Origin of the sequence: Rhodococcus sp. 06-418-5 (genome assembly GCF_002258285.1) — a bacterium.
GTDB lineage: Bacteria > Actinomycetota > Actinomycetes > Mycobacteriales > Mycobacteriaceae > Rhodococcoides.
Genome location: NZ_NOYE01000012.1, coordinates 132,285 through 156,703 on the forward strand (window position 1 = coordinate 132,285; position 24,419 = coordinate 156,703).

23 protein-coding genes and 1 pseudogene are annotated in these 24,419 nt (G+C 64.8%); 17 read left to right on the top strand and 7 right to left on the bottom strand.

The features are described 5' to 3' along the window. Positions 1-8 precede the first annotated feature (8 nt). Positions 9-608 (bottom strand): TetR/AcrR family transcriptional regulator, encoded by a 600-nt coding sequence (locus tag CH274_RS06285; RefSeq protein ID WP_032397719.1) that lies wholly within the window; start codon positions 606-608, stop codon positions 9-11. Positions 609-712: 104 nt separating this feature from the next. On the opposite strand from CH274_RS06285, the gene CH274_RS06290 reads away from it, so the two are divergent. The 7 genes from CH274_RS06290 (at position 713) to nrdF (ending at position 7,367) form a co-directional block, all read left to right on the top strand. Next, positions 713-1,279, top strand: coding sequence for an NAD(P)H-dependent oxidoreductase (locus CH274_RS06290; protein WP_045195685.1), 567 nt, complete (start codon positions 713-715; stop codon positions 1,277-1,279). Positions 1,280-1,322: 43 nt separating this feature from the next. Further along, positions 1,323-1,445 (top strand): type B 50S ribosomal protein L36, encoded by a 123-nt coding sequence (gene ykgO, locus CH274_RS06295; protein ID WP_032397721.1) that lies wholly within the window; start codon positions 1,323-1,325, stop codon positions 1,443-1,445. Between the two features lie 411 nt (positions 1,446-1,856). Then, positions 1,857-2,090, top strand: a complete 234-nt coding sequence (locus CH274_RS06300; protein WP_032398330.1) for a redoxin NrdH — start codon at positions 1,857-1,859, stop codon at positions 2,088-2,090. Between the two features lie 24 nt (positions 2,091-2,114). Next, complete coding sequence (gene nrdI, locus CH274_RS06305) at positions 2,115-2,576, top strand: class Ib ribonucleoside-diphosphate reductase assembly flavoprotein NrdI (RefSeq protein WP_032397722.1); 462 nt, start codon at positions 2,115-2,117, stop codon at positions 2,574-2,576. A gap of 36 nt (positions 2,577-2,612) precedes the next feature. Continuing rightward, a complete protein-coding gene (gene nrdE, locus CH274_RS06310) occupies positions 2,613-4,778 on the top strand; it encodes a class 1b ribonucleoside-diphosphate reductase subunit alpha (RefSeq protein WP_045195681.1) in 2,166 nt (721 codons plus the stop codon). 67 nt (positions 4,779-4,845) lie between these two features. Further along, on the top strand, positions 4,846-6,240 hold the full coding sequence (locus CH274_RS06315; protein WP_094656980.1) for a DUF2252 domain-containing protein: 1,395 nt from the start codon (positions 4,846-4,848) through the stop codon (positions 6,238-6,240). A gap of 161 nt (positions 6,241-6,401) precedes the next feature. Next, positions 6,402-7,367 carry a class 1b ribonucleoside-diphosphate reductase subunit beta gene (gene nrdF, locus CH274_RS06320; RefSeq protein WP_094656981.1) on the top strand — a complete coding sequence of 322 codons (966 nt, stop codon included), beginning with the start codon at positions 6,402-6,404 and terminating at the stop codon, positions 7,365-7,367. 24 nt (positions 7,368-7,391) lie between these two features. Here the strand turns inward: nrdF and CH274_RS06325 are convergent, their stop codons facing one another. The 4 genes from CH274_RS06325 to CH274_RS06340 all read right to left on the bottom strand — a co-directional run bounded on the left by CH274_RS06325 (position 7,392) and on the right by CH274_RS06340 (position 10,128). Then, positions 7,392-7,589, bottom strand: a complete 198-nt coding sequence (locus tag CH274_RS06325; protein ID WP_032397724.1) for a hypothetical protein — start codon at positions 7,587-7,589, stop codon at positions 7,392-7,394. Positions 7,590-7,592: 3 nt separating this feature from the next. Beyond that, positions 7,593-8,510, bottom strand: coding sequence for an SPFH domain-containing protein (locus tag CH274_RS06330; RefSeq protein ID WP_176459314.1), 918 nt, complete (start codon positions 8,508-8,510; stop codon positions 7,593-7,595). A 99-nt stretch (positions 8,511-8,609) separates the two neighbouring features. Next, positions 8,610-9,083: an NUDIX hydrolase gene (locus CH274_RS06335; RefSeq protein ID WP_032397726.1), complete on the bottom strand. Its 474-nt coding sequence runs from the start codon at positions 9,081-9,083 to the stop codon at positions 8,610-8,612. 4 nt (positions 9,084-9,087) lie between these two features. Beyond that, complete coding sequence (locus CH274_RS06340) at positions 9,088-10,128, bottom strand: iron-siderophore ABC transporter substrate-binding protein (protein WP_094657238.1); 1,041 nt, start codon at positions 10,126-10,128, stop codon at positions 9,088-9,090. Between the two features lie 347 nt (positions 10,129-10,475). On the opposite strand from CH274_RS06340, the gene ctaD reads away from it, so the two are divergent. The 4 genes and pseudogenes from ctaD to yczE form a co-directional block, all read left to right on the top strand. Continuing rightward, positions 10,476-12,266 carry an aa3-type cytochrome oxidase subunit I gene (gene ctaD, locus CH274_RS06345; RefSeq protein ID WP_032397727.1) on the top strand — a complete coding sequence of 597 codons (1,791 nt, stop codon included), beginning with the start codon at positions 10,476-10,478 and terminating at the stop codon, positions 12,264-12,266. Between the two features lie 144 nt (positions 12,267-12,410). Further along, positions 12,411-13,637, top strand: coding sequence for a phosphoserine phosphatase SerB (serB, locus tag CH274_RS06350; RefSeq protein ID WP_032398333.1), 1,227 nt, complete (start codon positions 12,411-12,413; stop codon positions 13,635-13,637). A gap of 41 nt (positions 13,638-13,678) precedes the next feature. Then, the gene (locus CH274_RS06355) at positions 13,679-14,458 is read left to right on the top strand and encodes a peptidyl-tRNA hydrolase (protein WP_373453916.1); all 780 of its coding nucleotides are present in this window, start codon (positions 13,679-13,681) and stop codon (positions 14,456-14,458) included. Positions 14,459-14,523: 65 nt separating this feature from the next. Continuing rightward, positions 14,524-15,105 (top strand): annotated as a pseudogene (gene yczE, locus CH274_RS30055) (membrane protein YczE); the annotation flags it as partial. An 11-nt stretch (positions 15,106-15,116) separates the two neighbouring features. Here the strand turns inward: yczE and glgX are convergent. Beyond that, positions 15,117-17,282 (bottom strand): glycogen debranching protein GlgX, encoded by a 2,166-nt coding sequence (gene glgX, locus CH274_RS06365; RefSeq protein ID WP_094656982.1) that lies wholly within the window; start codon positions 17,280-17,282, stop codon positions 15,117-15,119. Between the two features lie 31 nt (positions 17,283-17,313). On the opposite strand from glgX, the gene CH274_RS06370 reads away from it, so the two are divergent. The 5 genes from CH274_RS06370 to CH274_RS06390 all read left to right on the top strand — a co-directional run bounded on the left by CH274_RS06370 (position 17,314) and on the right by CH274_RS06390 (position 22,187). Continuing rightward, positions 17,314-18,156, top strand: a complete 843-nt coding sequence (locus CH274_RS06370; RefSeq protein ID WP_032398336.1) for an ABC transporter ATP-binding protein — start codon at positions 17,314-17,316, stop codon at positions 18,154-18,156. 80 nt (positions 18,157-18,236) lie between these two features. After that, the gene (locus CH274_RS06375; protein WP_094656983.1) at positions 18,237-19,067 is read left to right on the top strand and encodes an NUDIX hydrolase; all 831 of its coding nucleotides are present in this window, start codon (positions 18,237-18,239) and stop codon (positions 19,065-19,067) included. An 11-nt stretch (positions 19,068-19,078) separates the two neighbouring features. Next, complete coding sequence (locus CH274_RS06380; protein WP_045195673.1) at positions 19,079-19,858, top strand: enoyl-CoA hydratase/isomerase family protein; 780 nt, start codon at positions 19,079-19,081, stop codon at positions 19,856-19,858. Between the two features lie 58 nt (positions 19,859-19,916). After that, on the top strand, positions 19,917-20,975 hold the full coding sequence (locus CH274_RS06385) for a class I SAM-dependent methyltransferase (protein ID WP_094656984.1): 1,059 nt from the start codon (positions 19,917-19,919) through the stop codon (positions 20,973-20,975). A 39-nt stretch (positions 20,976-21,014) separates the two neighbouring features. Beyond that, a complete protein-coding gene (locus CH274_RS06390) occupies positions 21,015-22,187 on the top strand; it encodes a THUMP-like domain-containing protein (protein WP_094656985.1) in 1,173 nt (390 codons plus the stop codon). Here CH274_RS06390 and CH274_RS06395 read toward each other — a convergent pair. Next, positions 22,175-23,497, bottom strand: coding sequence for an outer membrane protein assembly factor BamB family protein (locus tag CH274_RS06395; RefSeq protein ID WP_094656986.1), 1,323 nt, complete (start codon positions 23,495-23,497; stop codon positions 22,175-22,177). The two genes, CH274_RS06390 and CH274_RS06395, sit on opposite strands and share 13 nt — an antisense overlap. Before the next feature lie 149 nt (positions 23,498-23,646). Between CH274_RS06395 and CH274_RS06400 the strand changes: the two genes are divergently transcribed. Beyond that, on the top strand, positions 23,647-24,408 hold the full coding sequence (locus CH274_RS06400; protein WP_032397734.1) for an acyltransferase: 762 nt from the start codon (positions 23,647-23,649) through the stop codon (positions 24,406-24,408). The last annotated feature ends 11 nt before the right edge of the window (positions 24,409-24,419 follow it).

The following is a 24,419-nucleotide window of genomic DNA, read 5'->3' on the forward strand; positions in this document are numbered from 1 at the left end:
CGAAGGATCTACCGAGTGCGAGTTGCTCGGCGTACCAGATCTTCCCAGCCGTCGGCCAGGCGATCCATCGGCATCCCCAGATCTCGGTACTGGTGGAGTACCAGCGTGGCTTCGAGCGGTGTGAGCAGCCAGTACGCGAGCAATTCGAGATCCCCGTCCACCTCGGCTGCGCGGAGCAGCGACAGGACGTGGGTGAAGTTGACCATGTGCGCCGGGGCGGAGTACCGCGCGTCGTCGGCGCTCTCCGCGGCGCGCAGCACTTCCCCCTGGACGTTGACGAATTCGAGTCGAGCTCGGCCGAAGGCAACGAGACGATCGATGGGGTCGGCACCCGGACCCAGCGGGGGTTCGCCGAACATGAACGAGTGCTGCAGTTTCTTCTCGGTGTGGTCGAGCAGCGCGCGCATCAGCCCGGCCCGGTTCCCGAAGCGACGGAACACTGTGCCCTTGCCCACTCCGGCCTTGCTCGCCACGGCGTCCATGGTGATGGCATCGGCTCCGACGGTCGCCACCAGATCGGTTGCGGCGTCGAGGAGCAGGCGACGGTTGCGCGCTGCGTCGCACCGTTCGGATTCCTCGCCCGCTATGGGCAGCATCGGGCCGGTCACAGTGGAAGCCTACCTTGCCGGGAACATAAATGGACCACGGTCCGTTTGCATGGTAGGAATTGATCCGACGATCACGTCAACCGAACTTGCGAAGGAATAACCTCATGTCAGACGCTCATGTACTCGTTCTCGTCGGAAGCCTGCGCGCCGAGTCGGTGAACAAGCGAATCGCCGAGACCGCTGTCACAGTGGCTCCCGCCGGTGCCGAAGTAGTGGTGTACGACGGTCTCGGAGACGTCCCGTTCTACAACGAGGACATCGATGTCGAGGGATCGGCACCTGCAGCCGCGCTCGCTCTGCGGGCCGCTGCCGAGAAGGCTACGGCGTTGTTGTTGGTCACGCCCGAATACAACGGCACCATCCCGGCCGTGCTGAAGAACGCCATCGACTGGCTCTCGCGCCCGTACGGTGCGGGTGCCATGGTGGGCAAGCCGGTCGTCGTGATCAGCGCGTCGCCCAGCGGCAACGGAGCCAAGTGGGCGCACGAGGACACCAGCAAGGCCGTACGCATCGCAGGCGGAACCGTCCTCGAGGACGTCCAGCTCTCCATTGGTGGAACCATCGACAAGTTCGGCTCGGCCCACCCGCGCGAGAACGTCGAGGTCTCCGGCGAGATCGGGCACGTCGTCGCCGAACTGGTGAAGGCCGCCGACGATCTCGTGAGTGCGTGACCATCTCACGGTTTCGATAATCGTTTTCATGTAGGCTGGTTGCATGAAGGTGAGAAACTCGGTGAAATCGCTCAAGAACAAGCCCGGTGCACAGGTCGTTCGGCGCCGTGGCACGGTGTTCGTGATCAACAAGAAAGAACCGCGGTTCAAAGCGCGCCAGCGTTGACGATCGCGTGATCGACCGCGAAGGACCCTCGGAGACATCCGGGGGTCCTTCGTCGTGTCCGGGAGTGTCGGCGGTCGTCGGCACTGGTCACGGTTCAAGCCGAGTTTCGTTGTGATGGACAACACGTGGCCGGTGTGACGTGCGACACGCCGATGCGGGTCGATTTCCATGGCTCGACAGCGCCGTGACCAGCGAATACCACGGATGTTGTTCGCAACATCTCGTGTTCTAGGCAGATGTCGGACACTAGGTGTAGTGTTTGACCGACCGAGAGGCCACAACTCGAAGAACGTGCACAAACGGGTTCGAGCAGGTCGAAGTCGCCCTGAGCGGGAGATGTTCTCGGTGCCACACGCAGAGCACATCGGTCGCGTCGGTGCACCCGATGGCGACAACGGAAAGAGGGACACCATGAGCATCACCGTTTACACCAAGCCCGCCTGCGTTCAGTGCAATGCCACCTACCGCGCCCTCGACAAAGCCGGTATCGAGTACTCCGTGATCGACATCTCGCAGGATCCCGAAGCACGTGACTACGTCATGGCACTCGGTTACCTGCAGGCTCCGGTTGTCGTCGCGGGCGACGATCACTGGTCCGGCTTCCGTCCGGATCGCATCAAGACCCTCGCAGCGAACGCTGCTTGAACAGTACGAGAGAGTGAGTGAGCGGTGAGTTCGCAACCGCAGTCCTCCCACTCACTGGTCTACTTCTCCAGCGCGTCCGAGAACACCCATCGCTTCGTCTCGAAGCTGGACATTCCCGCGACACGAATCCCTCTGCGTGATCCGAACGGCACCTTTCGTGTCGACTCTCCCTACGTACTCATCGTGCCGACGTACGGGGGAGGGACCACGTACGCCGGCCGCGACACCAACTACGTCCCCAAGCGAGTGATCAAGTTTCTCAACGACGAGCACAACCGTTCGTTGATCCGAGCTGTCATCGCTGCCGGAAACACGAACTTCGGTGACTCGTTCTGCTTTGCGGGAGATGTCATTTCGCAGAAGTGCGCAGTTCCGTATCTGTACCGATTCGAATTGATGGGCACCCCCGAGGACGTAGTGCGGGTCCGCGAGGGGCTGGAGGACTTCTGGGAACGTGAAGTCCGACGCGCCGCCCACACGCACTAGAGCACCACACCCCACATACCCAGTAGGAGCATCGCCGTGGCACCGACCATCACCGACGCAGCACCCGTACCCACCACCGTCCGCGGCGACGGCGACATGGATTACCACGCGCTCAACGCGATGCTCAATCTGTACGGCCCCAACGGTGAGATCCAGTTCGAGAAGGATCGCGAGGCTGCCAATCAGTACTTCCTGCAGCACGTCAATCAGAACACCGTGTTCTTCCACGATCTGGACGAGAAGCTGGACTACCTCGTCGAGGAGAACTACTACGAGCCCGAGGTTCTGGATCAGTACTCTCGCGAGTTCGTCAAGTTCCTGATCAACCACGCGTACTCGAAGAAGTTTCGGTTCCCCACGTTCCTCGGGGCGTTCAAGTACTACACCTCGTACACGCTCAAGACGTTCGACGGCAAGCGTTACCTCGAGCGTTTCGAGGACCGGGTGTGCATGGTGGCGTTGACGCTGGCCGCCGGCGACGAGGCCCTGGCCACCGATCTGGTCGACGAAATCATCGCCGGCCGCTTCCAGCCCGCGACGCCGACCTTCCTCAACTCCGGCAAGAAGCAGCGCGGCGAGCCCGTGTCCTGCTTCCTGCTGCGCATCGAGGACAACATGGAGTCCATCGGCCGCTCCATCAATTCCGCCCTGCAGCTGTCCAAGCGCGGCGGCGGAGTTGCGTTGCTGCTGAGCAATATTCGCGAGGCCGGCGCGCCCATCAAGCGCATCGAGAACCAGTCCTCGGGTGTCATCCCGATCATGAAGCTGCTCGAGGACTCGTTCTCGTACGCCAACCAGCTCGGTGCACGTCAGGGCGCAGGCGCGGTGTACCTGCACGCACACCATCCCGACGTCTACAAGTTCCTGGACACCAAGCGTGAGAATGCGGACGAGAAGATCCGCATCAAGACGCTCTCGCTCGGAATCGTCATCCCGGACATCACGTTCGAGCTGGCGAAGAAGAACGAGGACATGTACCTGTTCTCGCCGTACGACGTCGAGCGCATCTACGGTGTGCCCTTCGCCGACATCAACGTGTCGGAGAAGTACTACGAGATGGTCGACGACAAGCGGATCCGCAAGACCAAGATCAAGTCTCGCGAGTTCTTCCAGACTCTGGCCGAGCTGCAGTTCGAGTCCGGCTACCCGTACATCATGTACGAGGACACCGTCAATCGTGCGAACCCGGTCAAGGGCAAGATCACTCACTCCAACCTGTGCTCGGAGATCCTGCAGGTCTCGACGCCGTCGACGTTCAACGACGATCTCTCGTACAGCCATGTGGGCAAGGACATCTCGTGCAACCTGGGTTCGCTGAACATCGCCAAGACGATGGACTCGCCCGACTTCGGTAAGACCATCGCCGTGGCCATTCGCGGCCTCACCGCGGTGTCCGATCAGACGCACATCTTCTCCGTGCCGTCGATCGAGCAGGGCAACAACGATTCCCACGCGATCGGCCTCGGGCAGATGAATCTGCACGGCTACCTGGCGCGCGAGCGGATTCACTACGGCTCGACCGAGGGAATCGATTTCACGAACATCTACTTCTACACCGTGCTGTTCCACGCGCTTCAGGCGTCGAATCAGCTGGCGAAGGATCGCGGTCAGTACTTCAAGGGTTTCCCCGAGTCCAAGTACGCGTCGGGTGAATTCTTCGACAAGTACACCGACCAGGTCTGGGAGCCGGCCACGCCCAAGGTCGCGAAGTTGTTCGCCGACTCGGGCGTATCGGTTCCCACCCAGGCGGATTGGACGACGTTGAAGGCGTCCGTGCAGGAGCACGGCATCTACAACCAGAACCTGCAGGCCGTCCCGCCGACCGGCTCGATCTCGTACATCAACAACTCCACCTCGTCGATTCACCCGGTGGCGTCGAAGATCGAGATTCGCAAGGAAGGCAAGATCGGTCGCGTCTACTACCCGGCTCCGTATCTCGACAACGACAACCTGGATTTCTATCAGGATGCCTACGAGATCGGATACGAGAAGATCATCGACACCTACGCTGCCGCAACGCAACACGTCGATCAGGGTCTGTCGTTGACGCTGTTCTTCAAGGACACCGCCACCACTCGCGACATCAACCGTGCGCAGATCTACGCATGGCGCAAGGGCATCAAGACGCTGTACTACATTCGTCTGCGCCAGTTGGCCCTCGAGGGCACCGAGGTGGAGGGTTGCGTGTCCTGCATGCTGTAGCCGACCCGGTCGGTCGAGCTGTGGCCGATACCGCGATCTCGCGGCGCGTTGCGGAGCATAATCAGGCATGGACACCGAGGCGGACGACGAGGTCGAATCCGATATCGATGTGAGAATTGCTCGGAAGGATGCACGTCCTTCCGAGCAATGTCTGCGTGGTCGACACGCCCGTCGGCGCGTACCCCGCAGCGGGTTGGCCGAATGGGATCCGGTCTCGCGTGGTCACGATGCGCTCGACACGGTGCTCGCGCAGAACATCATTCGGGTGCCGGAGCTGCTGCCGATCCGCTACGCGAGAATGTCCGCATCGCCGTGGACCTACTTCCGCGGTGCCGCGGCCGTGATGGCAGCCGACCTCGCGTCGACTCCGCACACCGGCGTCGAGGTCCAGCTGTGTGGCGACGCCCACGTGTTGAATTTCGGATTGTGGGCCACTCCCGAACGGAACCTGTACTTCGACCTCCGCGACTTCGACGAAACGCTGCCCGGCCCGTTCGAGTGGGACCTCAAACGGCTGGCGACCTCTCTCGTGGTTCTCGGGCGGGAGAACGGGGTCGATGCGCGACGCTCCGATCGGGCGGTGTCGGCGATGACGGCTGCGTACTGCCGAAAGATGAGGACATACGCGAGCACGCCGGAGATCGACATCTGGTACGACCGCATCGACGTCGCCGGTCTGCTCGGTCACTTCTCGTCGGGCATCGCTCGACACGCAGAGAAACTCATCGAAACGAAAGCCGAGCGTCGTACCAGCCGTGGGGCGTCCCGCAAGTTCACCGAGACGAGGGACGGTCGTCGAAGGATTCGCGAGGACGCACCTTTTCGCACTCACGTCGGTGATTCCCAGATCGAGCTGGTGCAGGCGGTGATCGCCGGCTACAGCGAGTCGGTCGACGACCACATCTGGAGTCTGCTGACCAGGTTCCGGGTTCTCGACGTCGTGCGGCAGGTGGTCGGCGTCGGGAGCGTCGGAATGCGGGTGTATCTGGCGCTGCTCGAAGAACGTCGAACGAAGGATCCGTTCTTCCTGCAGATCAAGCAGGCAGGGCCGTCGGTGTTCGAGCAGTTTCTCGAACCGAGCCGGTACGACAATCACGGTGCCCGCGTGGTCAACGGGCAGCGAATGCTGCAGAGCGCGACCGACATGTTCGTGGGATGGACGGCAGTGGGGACCATGAACTTCTACGTTCGGCAGTTCCGTGACATGAAGGTCATTCCCGACGGCGAGATCATCGGGCCGTACCTCACCGAATTCGCCACCGCATGCGGTGAAGTTCTCGCGCGAGCGCATGCCCGCAGTGGTGACGCGGAGGCGATCGCCGACTACCTCGGCCGCGGAGACAACGTCGGTCGGGCGATGGTGACGTTCGCCCATGCCTACGCCGATCAGAACGAGCGTGATCATGCGCAGTTGGTCGCTGCCGTCGAGGCCGGAACCGTCCCGTGCTCGGTGGGGTGGTGACCGACCGACGCAGCCGTAAAGGTCATCCCTGCGGGCAACACTCCCGGCACACTTTGTAGTGCCTACCGGACTTGTCGGACACAACGGGTAGTGTTCGTATCAGCGGCTTTTCACGTAGCTCCGTCCCCGTCTCTCGCTCATCGACCTGTAGGTAGGCACCCATGGTAAAGCTCATCGATCGCGTCTCCGCGATCAACTGGAATCGGGTCCAGGACGACAAGGACTCCGAAGTGTGGGAGCGCCTCACCAGTAATTTCTGGCTGCCCGAGAAGGTGCCGGTGTCCAACGACATCCCGTCGTGGGCAACGTTGACCGCCGTCGAGAAGCAGTTGACGATGCGTGTGTTCACCGGGTTGACACTGCTCGACACCATCCAGGGCACCGTCGGCGCTGTCAGCCTCATCCCGGACGCCATCACTCCCCACGAGGAAGCGGTGTACACCAACATCGCGTTCATGGAGTCGGTGCACGCCAAGAGCTACAGCTCCATCTTCTCCACCCTCAGCTCCACCCGCGACATCGACGATGCATTCCGCTGGTCCGAGGAGAACGTCAACCTCCAGCGCAAAGCCGAGATCGTCCTGAACTTCTACCACGGTGACGATCCGCTCAAGCGCAAGGTGGCGTCGACGCTGCTGGAGTCGTTCCTGTTCTACTCCGGCTTCTACCTGCCGATGTACTGGTCCTCGCGGGCCAAGCTCACCAACACCGCGGACCTGATCCGTCTGATCATCCGCGACGAGGCCGTACACGGGTACTACATCGGCTACAAGTACCAGAAGGGTCTAGAGAAGATCAGCGAGGCGCAGCGCGAGGAACTCAAGAACTACACGTTCGAGTTGCTGTTCGAGTTGTACGACAACGAGGTCGAGTACACCCAGGACCTCTACGACGAGATCGGCCTGACCGAGGACGTCAAGAAGTTCCTGCGGTACAACGCCAACAAGGCACTGAACAATCTCGGCTACGAGGGCCTGTTCCCCAAGGACGAGACGGACGTCAACCCGGCGATCCTGTCGGCGCTCTCACCCAACGCCGACGAGAACCACGACTTCTTCTCCGGCTCGGGTTCCTCGTACGTCATCGGCAAGGCCGTCAACACCGAAGACGAGGACTGGGACTTCTAGAGATTCGTTCGCGCGTCGGGCCGCTCACTCTTTCGGTGGGCGTCCCGGCGCGCGAATGTCCTGTGCATCCTTCGGCATTCGGCCCTGCTCGCTCAATGCTCGACGCAGTAGGAACTCGATCTGAGCGTTGGTGCTCCGGAGATCGTCGGAGGCCCAACGGGCGAGGGCGTCGTGCACCGTTGGGTCCAACCGCAGCAGAATCTTCTTACGTTCGACGGCCATGGCTCACTGATACAGCGATCCGGTGTTGACGACAGGTTGCGTGTCGCGGTCGCTGCACAGCACCACGAGCAGATTCGACACCATCGTGGCCTTGCGCTCCTCGTCGAGCTCGACGACGTGCTTCTCCTCCAGCTTCCCGAGCGCCATCTCCACCATTCCGACGGCACCTTCGACGATCTGCTGACGGGCCGCGATGACCGCCCCGGCCTGCTGACGTCGCAACATGGCCTGGGCGATCTCCGGGGCATAGGCCAGCCGGTTGATTCGTGTTTCGATCACCTCGACACCGGCCGAACGCACTCGTGCGTGCACCTCCTCCGACATGGCAGCGGTGATCTCGTCGGCGTTCTCCCGCAACGACATTCGTCCTTCGGCGTCGTACGGATAGCTGCCGGCGATGTGGCGGACGGCCGACTCGGTCTGGACGGCGACGAACTCCTCGTAATCGTCGACCTGGAACGATGCCAGTGCGGTGTCGGCAACCTGCCAGACGACGATGGCGGAGATCTCGATCGGATTGCCGTCGGCGTCGTTGACCTTCGATTGGCCGGTCTCGTGGTTGCGGATTCGCGTCGAGATGGCCCGGCGGTAGGTCAACGGATTGGTCCAACGCAGCCCCGGCGTTCGCAGGGTGCCGCTGTACGAACTCCCGAGAAGCTGAAGAACGCGAGCCTGGTTCGGCTGCACCAGCGTCAGGCCCACGAGTGCGGGCAAGGAGAGGACGAACAGGACGACTCCGGTCACGACCAGCGCGACGACGGTGAACACGAGTCCGAGCGCGAACGCGGCGATTCCGCCGAGGAACAGCGCGAGACCGATGCCGAGCATCGACCAGCCGGGCAGATCCCAGCCCGGGCGCTCGGCGATGGTGGTGGTCGGGGTACCCGTCGGCTTCTCGGCGACGGTTGCAGGTGCGGACATGAGAACCTCCCTCTCGATGATGATACTAAAGTGATATCACATTAAGCATCGACGAGCACGGAAATCTTGGGAACCGCTCACTGTCGTTCGGCGGGGGAGTCAGCGCCGGAACCACGCCGACGGCTCATCGGCGATGGCCTTCTCGATTCGCAATCGCGAAGTGGCCGTGAGATTTTCCGGGAGCGCGTCGAGTGCGAACCAGGCGACGTCGAGATTCTCGTCGTCGGCCACGTGAGGAATGCCGCCGGTGTACCGAGCAAGAAACGTGATGTCGAGATACTGCGCGACGTCGCCGTTGGGGTACGTGATCGGCTCCGTCACGTCGACACTCGTCAGTCGCACGATCGTGGCGTCGACGCCGGTCTCCTCCCCGATCTCACGCAGGGCGGCCGGAGCAGGTTCCTCGCCGGGCTCGAGGATTCCGGAGACCACGGCCCAGGTGTTGTTGTCCGCGCGCAGAGTCAGCAGCACACGCCGGTCGTCGTCGAGGACGACCGCGCTGACACCGGACAACCACAGCGGCGAAGTGCCGACGACGCTGCGCAGCGCCTGCACGAATTCGGGAATGGGCATCGCGTCAGGAGACGTAGGCGTTCAGCGACGCGGACAGATCGGCCAGAATCGCCCGAGCCGCGACGACCCCACTGCCGGACCACACCGTGTCGTTCACCGCGAACACACGACCGTCGGTGACCGAGCCCAGATCGTGCCACGCGTCGCTGTCCATCACCTCGCGGCCGTACGTCTCGCCGTCGGGGCCTGCGAATCGCACGTAGACGATGTCTCCCTCCACCGGCGAGAGGTCGTTCGCCTCGACCGAGAAATCGGCGTCGCGCTGGCTCTGCGGTCGCGCGACCCCCACTTCGGCGAGCACCTGGCCGGCAAAGGAGTTCGGACCGTCCACTTCGATGGAGTCCGCGTCGAATCGAACGACGGACGCCTGGGTCTGGGTGGCGTCGATCTCGCGACCGACCCGCTCGGCATCCGCGGTGAACGACGCGAGTGCCTCGAATCCTCCCTGGCCGCGACCGAGCGCAGCCGCGGACTGCAGGAACGTGTCCTTCCACCCCTGTCCGGTCGCCGTGAAGACTGTCGGGGCGATGGCCGTCAGGTCGTCGTAGGTGTTCGATCCGAGAGAATCTGCACCCAGGATCAGGTCGGGATCGAGGGCGGCGATGGCATCGATGTCGGGTGCACCCACCGGGCCGACGGACGGGACGGACGCCAATCCGGTGCCCAGATACAGCGGTTGATCGCCGTCACCGCGGAAATCGGGGTCGATCGTGGCCGCTCCGACGACCCGCTCCCAGATTCCGACCGCGCAGCTCGCATCGAGGCCGGCGGCGTCGAGCACGACGATGCGCTGCGGGTCGGCCGGAATGGCGCTGATCCCCTCGGCATGTCCCACGGGTCGGGTGTCACCCTCGATTCCGGTCGGGTCGAGAGGTGCGAGCGCGGGGCACAGTCCCACGGTGTCCCGATTGTTCCCGACCACTCCGGCACCGGCGATGTTCGTGGTGGTGCGGATGATGGTGGATGCGTCGTCCTGCGCTTCGGAATCGGAGCAGCCGACCAGCGCCATGGTGGCGGCAAGGCACACGGCGGCGACGGCGCCCATCCTGCGCGGTGCACACGAACGGGGGAGTCGTGGGTGGAGTGGCAACGCGGGACTTCCTTCGACGGGTCGGGTGGTCTCACACAGTATCGGAAGGCGGCCGTCGCAGAACACTCGAACGGACGCCGTCGAGCGTCCGGAATCGGCGACGATCGAAGCGTTGTCGAATGCGTCCGAAAGGCCGACAGCGCAGGCAGATCGCGCGATGTGGGCGTGCTCGATCGGGGCCAATACGACACACGGTAGGACCGGTTCGGCAAGTGTCGGTCCGACGGTCTACGATTCGAGGAGCGCACGACTAGATGACGTCGCCTCGTGGTTCGAGGTCCGACGCGCAATCAGGAGGATCTGTGACTGCCCTAGCGCCTAGGCCCGCTCCCGCGGTGGATGCTGCTCGGCCGTTCCCGCCGCGGACGGGACCGAAGGGGTCGTTCCTGCACAAAGCGGTGACGACCACCGATCCCAAGGTGTTGGGAATCATGTACATCGCGACATCGTTCGCGTTCTTCCTGATCGGTGGACTCATGGCGCTGCTGATGCGCGCCGAGTTGGCCATTCCGGGAATGCAGTTCCTGTCCAACGAGCAGTACAACCAGCTCTTCACAATGCACGGCACCATCATGCTGTTGCTGTACGCGACGCCGATCGTCTTCGGATTCGCCAACTACATCCTTCCGCTGCAGATCGGCGCTCCCGACGTCGCGTTCCCGCGGTTGAACGCGTTCTCGTACTGGCTCTACCTGTTCGGTGCGTTGATCGCCACGGCCGGTTTCATCACCCCCGGTGGTGCTGCCGACTTCGGGTGGACCGCGTACACCCCGCTCACCTCGGCTCTGCACTCGCCCGGCGTCGGTGCGGACCTGTGGATCATGGGCCTGGCCGTCGGCGGTCTCGGCACCATCCTCGGTGGCGTCAACATGATCACCACCGTGATCTGCCTGCGTGCTCCCGGCATGACGATGTTCCGCATGCCGATCTTCACCTGGAACATCCTGGTGACGTCCATCCTGATCCTGCTGGCATTCCCGCTGCTGACGGCTGCGTTGCTCGGGCTGGCGGCCGACCGACATCTGGGGGCGCATCTGTTCGACCCGGCGACCGGCGGAGTGCTGTTGTGGCAGCACCTGTTCTGGTTCTTCGGTCACCCCGAGGTGTACATCATCGCGCTGCCGTTCTTCGGAATCGTCTCCGAGGTGTTCCCCGTCTTCTCGCGTAAGCCGATCTTCGGCTACTCGGGTCTGATCTACGCGACGATCGCCATCGCCGCCCTCTCCATCGCGGTGTGGGCGCACCACATGTACGCCACGGGCGCGGTGTTGCTGCCGTTCTTCTCCTTCATGACGTTCCTGATCGCGGTGCCGACGGGTGTGAAGATCTTCAACTGGGTCGGCACGATGTGGCGAGGCCAGGTGACTCTGGAAACGCCGATGCTGTTCTCGATCGGGTTCCTGATCACCTTCGTCTTCGGCGGACTCACCGGTGTTCTGCTGGCGTCGCCGCCCATCGACTTCCAGGTCACCGACACGTACTTCGTGGTCGCCCACTTCCACTACGTGGTGTTCGGCACCGTGGTGTTCGCAACGTACGCCGGCATCTACTTCTGGTTCCCGAAGATGACGGGCCGGATGATGGACGAGGCGCTGGGCAAGTGGCACTTCTGGCTGACGTTCTTCGGATTCCACGCCACGTTCCTGGTGCAGCACTGGCTCGGAAACGAGGGCATGCCGCGTCGCTACGCCGATTACCTGCCCTCGGACGGGTTCACCGAGTTGAACGTCATCTCCACGATCGGAGCCTTCATCCTGGGTGCCTCGACACTGCCGTTCGTGTGGAACGTGTTCAAGTCCTACCGATACGGCGAGGTCGTCACGGTCGACGATCCGTGGGGCTACGGAAACTCGTTGGAGTGGGCCACCTCGTGCCCGCCGCCGCGACACAACTTCACCGAACTGCCTCGGATCCGTTCCGAGCGTCCGGCGTTCGAGTTGCACTACCCGCACATGGTCGAACGGATGCGCGCGGAAGCACACGTCGGGCCGGGAGCGCACGGTGGTAAGACCACCGCCGTCCTCGAACAGGCCCGCCGGGCTCCGATCGCCACCAGCGATCACGAAGGATCCGGAGACCCGGACCCCAAGTAGTCCACAGCACAGCGAGAGCCCCTCCCGGCTACCGGGTGGGGCTCTTCGCTTGCGACAATCTCGTGGCGTGTTCGGGCTTGCTCGTCCACCACGGGTGACACGAAGACCTATCCGGCCGCTGGCCGTGTGCGAAAGGGAGATCCGGTGACTTCGAGCGACACCGCAGTGCTGGTGACGGTGACGGGACCAGACAAGCCGGGCGTCACATCGGTGCTGTTCGCAGCACTGTCACGGCACAACGTCAGCCTGCTCGACGTCGAGCAGGTGGTCATTCGCGGCAGGCTGACTCTGGGCGTTCTCCTGTCCTGCCCCCGCGACCCCGAAGCGCTCCAGGAGGAGCTGGAGGACGCGATGGCGACGGTCGGCGTGCACGTCGATGTCGAGATCGACACCGCGCGGGGCGGCGGGCAGAGCCTGGCCACCCACGTCGTCGTCGTTCTGGGCCGACCCGTGACCGCTCGTGCCTTCAGCACCATCTCCCGTGAGCTCGCCCGCCAGGGCGCGAACATCGACGCCATTCGCGGAATCGCCGACTATCCCGTCACGGGCCTCGAACTTCAGGTGACCGCAACCGACACCTCGCCGGATGCCGATGTGCAACTGCGTGCCGGCCTCGCGGGAATCGCAGCCGGCATCGGCGTCGACATCGCCGTACAGCGCGGCGGGATCGCACGGCGATCCAAGCGACTGATCGTGTTCGACGTCGACTCGACGCTCGTCCAGGGTGAGGTCATCGAAATGTTGGCTGCCCGTGCCGGGCGAGAGGACGAAGTTCGTGCGGTCACCGAAGCTGCCATGCGCGGTGAGATCGACTTCGCGGAGTCGCTCGAACAGCGAGTTGCCGCGTTGGCAGGGCTGGACGAATCCGTCATCGACGAAGTGGGCGAGAGCCTGGAGCTGACGGCGGGGGCCAGGACCACCATCCGTACCCTCCGTCGTCTCGGATTCGCCTGCGGCGTCGTATCCGGAGGATTCCGCCAGGTCATCGAGGGACTCGCACACGAACTCGAACTCGACTACGTCAAGGCCAACACCCTCGAGATCGTCGACGGCAAGCTCACCGGCCGGGTGATCGGAGAAGTGGTCGATCGTGCTGCGAAGGCGACGGCACTGCGCGAGTTCGCGGCACAGTCGGGAGTGCCGATGGAGCAGACCGTCGCCGTCGGCGACGGAGCGAACGACATCGACATGCTGACGGCCGCGGGCCTCGGGGTCGCCTTCAACGCCAAGCCGGCGTTGCGAGAGATCGCCGACACGGCCATCTCGCATCCGTATCTGGACGCGGTTCTGTTCATACTCGGTGTCACCCGCAACGAGATCGAAGCTGCGGACGCGGTCGACGGGGGAGTCCGCCGCGTCCCGATCCCATGACCGGCGATCCCATGACCGGCGACGACATGACCGACGGTCCGATGACCGGTGCCGGACCGGACGACGTGGGCAACGCCGAGGCGGCGGCCGAGGAATTCTCACCGGACAACACGTTCGCCTCGCGCCACGCCGAACTCGCTCGTGGGTACGGCGGAGCCGAGGACCCGGCCGATCCGTCACAGGTGCTGGCCATGCCGTTGGTGCTGCACATCCCCAAATCCGATCCGCCCCGGCGTAGCGGGCTGCTCGAGGCGGCTGCCCGAGCAACCGTGTCGCTGTGCCTGGACCCACGGGTGGGCGTCGGCGCGTCGTGGAACGCGGCCTTCACCGAATGGACGTCGGCTCGGATCCGAAAAGTTGCTCGACGGGCACGCGGCGCACACTGGCTCGCAGCGCAGGACGTTCCGGGTGTGACGGTCGACGTCGGGGGAGCGTCGGCCCGTGCCTTCGTGCCGGGTCGGGTCGGAGATCTGGACCCGCGGATCAAGCGGCTGCAGATCGGTGGGACCGACGTGGCGGCCGAGGACGAGCCTGCGGTCTCGGCGGGCCCTGTGCTGTGGATCGACGCGTCCCTGTCCATGACGGTGGGCAAGGCGGCCGCTCAGGTGGGGCACGCGTCGATGTTGCTCGCGGGTGCGATGGGCATGGAGGAATGCCGCGAGTGGGCCGCGGCCGGCTACGCATGTTCGGTCCGATCCGCGAACCCGGACCAATGGACGCGTGCACTGGGCGAGGTTCGCGCCGGGCGCGCCGTCGCAGTGCGGGATGCCGGCTTCACCGAAGTGGCACCCGGTTCGACGACGGTGATTGCCGTTCTCTAGAGCTGGGGTCCACTGTCGTACAACTGGCTATGCCGAACATATCCAGTAGCTCCGAGACTGGAGGCATGTTCACCTCACCACGTCGTGTCGTCGCCGGTCGCCGGCTTCCCTCTCGGTTGGCTGCCCTCTACGTGGGGCTGTGGCTGTACGGGGCGTCGATGTCGTCGATGATCGCGGGTGGACTGGGCGTCAACCCGTGGGACGTCTTCCACCAGGGTCTCGAACGTCACCTGTCGCTGAGTTTCGGAACCATCACCGCGATCACCGGAGTGGCCGTACTGCTGATGTGGATCCCGCTGCGGCAACGTCCGGGCCTGGGTACCGTGAGCAACGTCGTGGTGATCGCCGTTGCCGTGGACGCGACGTCCGCGGTGTTGCCGCATCTCGACGGACTCCCGATCAGGACCGTTGCCATGGTGTCGGGCATCGTGCTCAACGCGTTCGCAACCGCGCTGTACATCGGTGCCGGGATGGGCCCGGGGCCACGAGACGGACTGATGACCGGTCTGGTGGCCAGGACCGGATGGTCGATTCGCCTGACCCGCACCGGAATCGAGCTGACGGTGGTACTCACCGGTTGGTTGCTCGGCGGGACGCTCGGCGTCGGGACGGTTCTCTATGCGCTCGGAGTCGGTCCGCTCGTGCAACTGTTCATGACTCACCTGCCTGCGCTGCGCAGTACCAGGACAGTCGATCCGGTCACCGATATCGTCGAACCCGGTTCCAGCGCAGTGGTATCCGCGGGCACCCCGTCCGCGCACGAGGAATCGAGGACCGGAACGAACCGCGACGACGACCAACTCGGGCACGCCAGAGTGATCTCGGCGGGGCCACCGGAATGGAGCACGAGGAGCGAGCTCGCGTCGTCGACCTGCCCACCGTCGGAGGCGTAGGAGCGGACGTCGGAACCGTCCACCCAGGCCTGAATGGTGCGCACCGAGTCGTCGTTCCATCGGTCCGTGTCGAATTCGATTCCGGCGGAATCGAACCAGACCAGATCGGGTCGGCCGGTCGGTGTCGCGCGGCCGGTGAAGAACTCCTGCTGACGAAGGGTCGGAGCGCTCGCTCGGACGCGGAGCAGTCGACCCACGAAGCGAATCATGTTCTGATCCGCGCCGTCCCAGTCGATGGCCCAGCTCTCTGCCGCCGGAGCGTTCTCGGCGACGCAGTACGCATTGTTGTTGCCTCCCTGGGTGTGTCCCAGTTCGTCGCCGGCGAGCAGCATCGGCGTACCGGTGGAGAGCGTCAGGGTTGCCAGTAGCGCCCGAACATGGCGTCCCCGGGCCTCGACGACCGACGGGTCCTCGCTCGGACCCTCGATGCCGTGGTTGACCGACGAGTTGTTGTCGGTGCCGTCCCTGTTCTCTTCGCCGTTGGCCTCGTTGTGCTTCCGCTCGTACGACACCAGGTCTCGGGCGGTGAACCCGTCGTGCGCGGTGACGAAGTTGATCGACGCCCACGGCAGGCGTCCGTTGCCTGCGAAGAGGTCTTCCGAACCGGCCAGGCGCGAGGCCAATTCGCGGACGCCGTGCTGGCCCGCCCAGAAGCGTCGCACCGTGTCGCGGTAGCGATCGTTCCATTCCGACCACGCCACTCCGAAGTTGCCGACCTGATAGCCGGCACCGGTGGCGTCCCACGGCTCGGCGATCAATTTGACCCGAGCCAGGACCGGGTCGGTGGCAACGGTCGTCAACAACGGTGCGCGAGAATCGAATCGCCAACCACCGGGTCGACCGAGGGTGCTGGCCAGGTCGAATCGGAACCCGTCCACACCCATGTCCTCGACCCAGTACCGAAGGCTGTCGCACACCATCCGCACCACCGCAGGCGAAGCGGAATCGAGAGTGTTGCCGCAGCCGGTCAGATCGACGTCCGATCCGCGTCCGTCCAGCAGGTAGTAGCCGGGCGCATCGAGCCCACGCCAACTGATCGTGGGGCCGTCGACCGCGGATTCGCACGTGTGGTTGTAGACGACGTCGAGGATCACCTCGATTCCGGCAGCGTGCAGCGCGTCGACCATGGTGCGAAACTCGTCCACCTCGGCACCGGGAACAGCGGCGAAGCGTGGATCCGGGGCGAAGTACGCACCCGTCGAATACCCCCAGTGGTTTCGCATACCCCGGGCGCGGACGCCCGGTTCGGTGAATGTGGTGTGTACGGGCAACAATTCGACCGACGTGATGCCGATGCGAGCGAGGTGTTCGAGTACCGCCGGCTCGGCGAGCCCGAGGTACGTACCGCGAAGATGTTCGGGCACAGCGGGATTGCGGGCCGTGAAGGAGCCCACGTGTAGCTCGTAGAGAACGGTTCGGTCCCAGGGCACATCGGGGCGCGCGGGTCGGCCGACGCGATCTGCGGCCGCGCGGACGACGCCGAGCGGGAGGTGTCCGAGCGAGTCTCGAGAACTGGGTGCCCCGAACGGATCGTCCTCGTAGGCGAGCAGTGCCGATGGGTCGCCGAAGGTTCCGGACACCTGGCGTGCTGCGGGATCGAGCAGAATCTTCGCGCCGTTGAACCGTCGTCCGGAGTGCGGATCCCACCTCCCGTGGGCGCGGAACCCGTATCGGTCACCGGGTCGAACTCCCGGCACGAAGGCGTGTCGAACTCCGAACGTGCGGGTGGTCAGTTCCACCCGTCGTTCACCGCCGTCCGGATCGACCAGACACACCTCGACTCCATCGGCCTCGGGCGCATGGACTGCAAATTGAGTGCCAGCCGACAGTGCAGTGGCACCCAGCGGGAACGGTGATCCGGGTGGGTTCGCGCCGGATTCCCGGTCCGAGGTCCGGCGGGAAGTGCGGGGTAGATCGTCATTGGGCGACACGCGTGCACATCCTGCCGTGAATGCGCGGTCGATGTGCGAGAAGATAGGCGTCGTGTCTGAACCGGATCCCGACCTGCTCGTAGATTTCACCGACGTAGTCGTCCGCCGGGGCGGTGCGACCCTGGTGGGACCCGTCACCTGGAAGGTGGAACTGGACGAACGGTGGGTCGTGCTCGGCCCCAACGGTGCCGGAAAGACGTCTCTGCTGCGTATCGCTGCCGCCGAGATCCATCCCACGTCCGGTGTCGCCCACGTTCTCGGAGAGGTCATGGGCAGGGTCGACGTCTCCGAACTCCGACCGCGGATCGGCTTGTCCTCCTCCTCGCTGGCGCAGCGCATTCCGGCCGACGAACTCGTGTCCGATCTGGTCGTGTCCGCCGGCTACTCGGTACTGGGGCGCTGGCGAGAGAAATACGACGCGGTCGACACCGAGCGCGCAGTCGAGATGCTCGAGAGCCTCGGTGCCGAACATCTCGCCACCCGCACCTACGGCACGTTGTCCGAAGGCGAACGAAAGCGTGTTCTCATCGCCCGTGCCCTGATGACCGATCCCGAACTGCTCTTGCTGGACGAGCCGGCGGCGGGCCTCGACCTCGGCGGACGCGAGGAACTGGTGGCACGCCTGACCGACCTCGCAGCCGATCCCGATGCCCCCGCCACCGTGCTGATCACCCACCACGTGGAAGAGATTCCGCCGGGATTCAGTCACGCGTTGTTGCTCAAGGAAGGCGGGGTGGTGGCACAGGGACTGGTCGACGACGTCATCACCGCAGAGAACCTGACCGAGGCGTTCAGCCAGTCGATCACGCTCGATCGCGTCGACGGTCGGTTCTTCGCGCGGCGAACCCGCGCTGCCGGCGCGCACCGCCGATAGCACGCACCGCCGATAGCACGCACCGCCGATAGCGCGGACCGAGCGACGGCGCTGCGCAGCGCAGCGGTACGTTGCCTTCCATGAGTTCGACTGGTGCTGCCGATCACGTGCAGGCGCGGGATGCTTCGACCGTCATCTTGATTCGTGACGGTCTGTCACGGCCGGGCATCGAGGTGTTCCTGCTCGAACGCGTCGGCGGCATGGCGTTCGCGGGAGGGATGACGGTGTTTCCCGGTGGCGGCGTCGACCCTGCGGACGCGGCAGCGGACGTCCGCTGGGCAGGTCCGCCGCCGTCGTGGTGGGCCGAGCGCTTCGCAACCGACGAGGGAAGGGCGCAGGCCCTGGTGTGTGCTGCAGCGCGTGAGACGTTCGAGGAGTGCGGGGTGCTGTTGGCCGGCTCGACGCCGGAGTCGATCGTCGCCGATACCGCTCCGTTCGCTGCGGAGCGCGGTCGGCTCGAGCGCCGCGAGATCTCGTTCGCCGAATTTCTCACCGCCCACGACCTCGTCCTGCGAGCGGATCTGCTCCGGCCCTGGTCGCACTGGATCACTCCGGTCGGTGAAGCGCGACGGTACGACACCCGATTCTTCGTCGCCGTGCTGCCCGAGGGCCAGAATGCGGACGGCGAAACCAGCGAGGCGGCGTCGGTCAGCTGGCGCTCGACCGGTGATGCACTGGCGGATTGGCGCTCCGGAAACACCATCCTGCTTCCGCCGACCTGGAGCCAGTTGGATGCGCTGTCCCGGTTCGACACGGTCGCGGACGTCGTTGCTCACGAACGCGAGGTAACCCCGGTCCTGCCGATACTGACCCGAGACGACGGCACCGTACGAGTGCTCTTCGACGGCGACGAGGACTACTACGCCGGAACGCGACATCCCTGGTCCGATCGCCGGGACGAGGCCCGGTAGCCTTTCGGCCCATGGCTGAGTTCGTGAATCTCGAGGTATCGGACGGTATCGGCACCATCCGCCTGGATCGCCCACCGATGAACGCATTGAACCGGCAGATGCAGGAGGAGATTCGCGCGGCGGCGCGTGAGGCCACCGTGAATTCCGAGGTCAAGGCCGTCGTCGTGTACGGCGGCGAGAAGGTGTTCGCGGCCGGTGCCGACATCAAGGAGATGGTGTCGTTGTCCGCGGCCGAGATGGCTGCCATCGCCGAGGATCTGCAGTCCGCTCTCGGCTCGCTGAGCACCGTTCCCAAGCCCGTCGTTGCCGCCGTGACCGGATACGCACTCGGTGGTGGGCTCGAGGTCGCGCTGGGAGCAGATCGTCGGATCGCGGGCGACAACGCGAAATTCGGTGTCCCCGAGGTGCTGCTCGGCGTCATCCCCGGCGGCGGCGGCACCCAACGGCTCGCCCGGTTGATCGGCCCCAGCCGTGCCAAGGACATGGTCTTCACCGGCCGCTTCGTCGGTGCCGAGGAAGCGCTGCGCATCGGCTTGGTGGACGAGGTGGTGGCACCGGACGAGGTGTACAACGCCGCCCGCACCTGGGCCATGCAGTTCACCACGGGTGCATCGCGAGCGCTCGCAGCGGCCAAAGCGTCGATCGACCAGGGGCTCGACGTCGATCTCACCACCGGTCTGCGAATCGAGGCCCAGCAGTTCGCGGCCCTGTTCGCCACCGAGGATCGCACCGTCGGCATGACGTCGTTCGTGGCCGACGGCCCTGGAAAAGCGACCTTCACCGGGCGGTGAAGCACCGGCCCGGCCGGAGAAGAGTTGTTCCACAGCTACCGGATAGTAGGCTCGCCTGATGACTGCAAGCCCCCACGACGGTGTCGATCGCTCGCTCTCGAACTCGACGTCCCTGGCCTCGGCCGAGTCCGATGACCGCCAGGTCGATCCCGCCCCGAATCCGCACGCCACTGCCGAGCAGGTCGAGGCTGCACGCTCGGACACCAAACTGGCGCAGGTGCTCTATCACGATTGGGAAGCCGAGACCTACGACGACAAGTGGTCGATTTCCTACGACGAGCGATGCATCGACTACGCACGCGGCAGGTTCGATCAGGCCGTTTCCGGTGACGCCTCCGCACAGTCCGACGTGCCGTACGGCCGCGCGCTCGAACTGGGTTGCGGTACCGGATTCTTCCTGCTCAACCTGATGCAGGCCGGGATAGCGGAGAAGGGCTCGGTCACCGACCTCTCGCCCGGCATGGTCAAGGTCGCACTTCGCAACGCCGAGCACCTCGGCCTGGACGTCGACGGCCGCGTCGCCGACGCGGAGACGATTCCGTACGACGACAACACGTTCGATCTCGTCGTCGGGCACGCCGTCCTCCACCACATCCCGGACGTCGAACAGTCCCTGCGTGAGGTGTTGCGGGTGCTCAAGCCGGGCGGTCGCTTCGTCTTCGCGGGCGAACCCACCACCGTCGGCAACTTCTACGCACGCTGGCTCGGACGCATCACATGGGAGGCGACCACCCGCGCAACCAAGCTCCCGTTCCTGGCGAGCTGGCGCAAGCCCCAGGAAGAGCTCGACGAGTCCTCGCGAGCAGCGGCACTCGAAGCCGTCGTCGACCTGCACACGTTCGATCCGACCGATCTAGAGCACATCGCGCTCTCGGCCGGTGCGGAGTCCGTGCAGGCCAACACCGAGGAGTTCGCTGCCGCTCTCCTCGGCTGGCCGGTGCGGACCTTCGAGGCCGCAGTGCCAGCGGGCAAGCTGGGGTGGAACTGGGCCAAGTTCGCCTTCGATGGTTGGAAGACACTGAGCTGGGTCGACGAGAACGTGCTGCAACACGTGGTGCCGCGCGGGCTGTTCTACAACGTGATGATCACCGGCACCAAGCCTGCACCTCGCGATTGACAGGCAGTCACGCCGCAGGGGTCGATGGCGGGGCCTGCCGTGGGATATGACTTCACCGATGCCGACCTCGATTTCATGCACAGCGAGGTCGGCATCGAGGCACTCGACGCTGCGGACTGCCTCGAATTCGGTACGAGAACAGCGGTGCGAGACATCTCCTCGATCCGGGAGCGATTCCCCGCCCACGCGGGTGCCCTGATCGAAACCGTGACCGTCCGCCGCAAGGCGCGGGTGAAACTACTCGACTCCGACCGATGGTGGGTCACCGACGAGGCGGTGCAGCAGGCAACGCCGACGCTCGTCGCACGCAGGCGGGCCGCTCGACTCGCCGGACGACGGGTGCACGATGTCACGTGTTCGATCGGCAGCGAACTGTCGGTCCTGATCGGCACCGCGGAGTTGGCGGTGGGCAGCGATCTGGACCCGATTCGGCTTCGGATGGCCGCACACAACGTCCCGGACGCCACCGTACTGCGCGCCGACGCACTGACCCCGACGACGCGTGACACCGTCGTCGTCGCCGATCCCGGCCGCCGAGCGGGTGGGCGGCGACGCCACGACCCGGCAGCGTTGCAACCACCGCTACCGGACCTGCTCGACGCCTATCGAGGCCGAGACCTGGTCGTCAAATGTGCGCCCGGCCTGGATTTCGACTCTGTCGACTGGGCGGGTGAGGTGGAGGTGGTCTCGCTGGACGGGGGAGTGCGAGAAGCGTGCCTCTGGTCGGAAGGGTTGAGCGAGAACGGTGTTCGGCGTCGTGCTGCGGTCCTTCGGTCCGACGGCAGTGTGTTCGAGATCACCGATTCGGAATCCGACGACATTCCGGTTCGGCCCCCAGGCAGCTACATCGTCGATCCCGACGGCGCGGTGGTCAGGGCCGGTTTGGTTCGGCACTACGGTGCCAGATTCGGTCTGTGGCAACTCGATCCGAGAATCGCGTATCTGACCGGCGACACGATCCCGGCCGGGGTGCGCGGGTTTCGGATTCTGGAGCAGGCCAAGTTCTCGGAGAAGGTGCTTCGGCAACAACTGAATCGGATGGACTGCGGCTCGGTGGAAATTCTGGTCCGCGGAGTCGACGTGGATCCGGCGCTGCTGCGGCCCAAGCTCAAACTTCGGGGATCCGTCGCTCTGTCGGTGGTGATCGCCCGAGTCGATCGGTCCGCGGTGGCGTTCGTCTGCGCGCCAGGGGCTGTCGGTCAGCCCGTGTAGGTGAAGATCTCGCCGAGGTAGCTCGCGGTGACGACCTGGCCGTCCGGGCCGATCGACGTTCCGACGGTGGTGCCGACGACGTCGGGAACGGGCTGCACATCCACCGTCTCACCGGTGGCCGCGTCGAACGTGAGCAGCGCCAGTCCGTCGTCCTCACGCACGACGGTGTGGCCGCGTCCGTCGGCGGATTGAGCTGCCGTGCCTGCCTGTTGAACGTCGTCGCGGACCCAGACTCGCTCGGCCGAATCTCCGTTGTCGCGCAAGCCGACGATCGTGCCGTCGCCGCCCGACGGCACGATCGTGCCGTCCGAGGCGATCGACGGAGCGGCACCGATACCGAGGCCGGTACCCTCGGTCCACTTCTGTCGCCCGTCGGCGGTGTCGAACGCGGTCAGCCTGCCGTCGACATCGGCCAGGTAGACCGTCGATCCGTCCTCAGACAGCACCGGACTGGACGCGACCCCGGCGGGCAGCAGGTCCGAGGACCAACGCTCGACGAGCCCTGGCGTGCCATCGTGTTCGTACTGCAGTGAAACGAGTTGCGGTGCAATCGAACCCGGACGCCACAGGGTCAGGTAGATCGACCCGGTCGCGGCGTCGACGGCGGGTGCGGCGGGTACCGGGCACTCGGATCCGCCCGAGCTGCACCGGTCGAGTCCGGTATCGACCGGCAGAAAATCCGAATTCGGGTCGGTCAGGAAGTTCGGTGTCGGAACGAGATCGAGAATCGGTACTCGAAGTTGCCCGTTCTGCGAATCCAGAACGCTGACCTGCCCCATCTGGGTGATCGAGAGCACGCTGCCGTCCCCGAGGAACTGCGCGGACTTGGGCACTCCGTACACCGGTGTGCGCCAACGTAGTTGGCCGTGGTCGTTGTACGAGTTCATGCCGCCGTCGTCGCCGATGTAGACGTTGATCGCCGAATCGACCGTCGGCGTTGCAGTGACGACGGACGGTCCGACGCGATTGCACCAGCGCTTACGGGCGGAGTCGATCTCGAACGAGAAGAGGTTGCAACCGGATTCGGTGGCGGCAGTGACGAACATCTGACCGGTCGATCCGATGGACACCGGGGAGGTCACCGTGCCGCCGGTGGGGCGCGTCCAGTCCAGGGACAGTGGGGTCGACACCGACACCCCGGTGGTGGCGCTGTTGTGGGAATTCGCGTGCGCTGCAGGCCACGAATCGGGAGAGAGCGGCTCTATCGCCGAGGTGTCGGTACCACAGCCGCTCACGGTCACCAGCGCCAGCGCTGCTGCGAAAGCGGTGACCTTTCTGCCGGTCCTACCGTTGGCCCTGACGCCGCGCATCGATCGCTCCCCATGACTCGAGTCCGTGCCCGACACGGTGCCGGGGCGTCTGTGTTCGTTCCGCCGACGAGCAACGGTCGACAGACAACCCTAGCCCGCGCGAGGGTGGCGGCAGAGAGCGGGCGAACGAGAAACTAGGGTGAACCACCATGACGAGTATGTGGAACGCGCCGCTGCGGACACGCTGGCGCGGGTCGAGACGACGCGACACCGACCAGGCGCGGTTCCTCACGCGTGCGTCCCTCGACTGGGTGCTCGCCAACAAGGCGTACACGCCGTGGTACCTGGTGCGCTACTACCGCCTCGCGAAGTTCAAGCTGGCCAATCCGCACGTGATCCTCAAGGGCATGGTGTTTCTCGGCAAGAACGTCGAGATCCACTCCACTCCCGAGCTCTCGCGCCTCGAGATCGGGCGCTGGGTACACATCGGCGACGGCAATGCCATTCGCTGCCACGAGGGTTCGCTGCGGATCGGCGACAAGGTGGTCTTCGGCAAGGACAACGTCGTCAACACCTACCTCGACATCGAGATCGGCGCGTCGACGCTGGTGGCCGACTGGTGCTACATCTGCGATTTCGATCATCGGATGGACGATGTGAACATGCCGATCAAGGATCAGGGAATCGTCAAGGGGCCGGTGAGAATCGGGCCGGACACGTGGATCGCGGCCAAGGTGACGATTCTGCGCGAGACCCGGATCGGTCGGGGCTGCGTGCTCGGAGCCCATGCCGTGGTCAAGGGTGAGATCCCGGATTACAGCATCGCGGTCGGTGCCCCGGCCAAGGTCGTCCGCAATCGCAAGGTCGCCTGGGAAGCCGGTGCCGCCGAACGCGCGAAATACATTGCCGCGCTGGAGGATATCGCTCGCAAGAAGGCGCTCGGACAGGCCGAGGCGGCACGAGAGAACTGACTCTGCTGGTC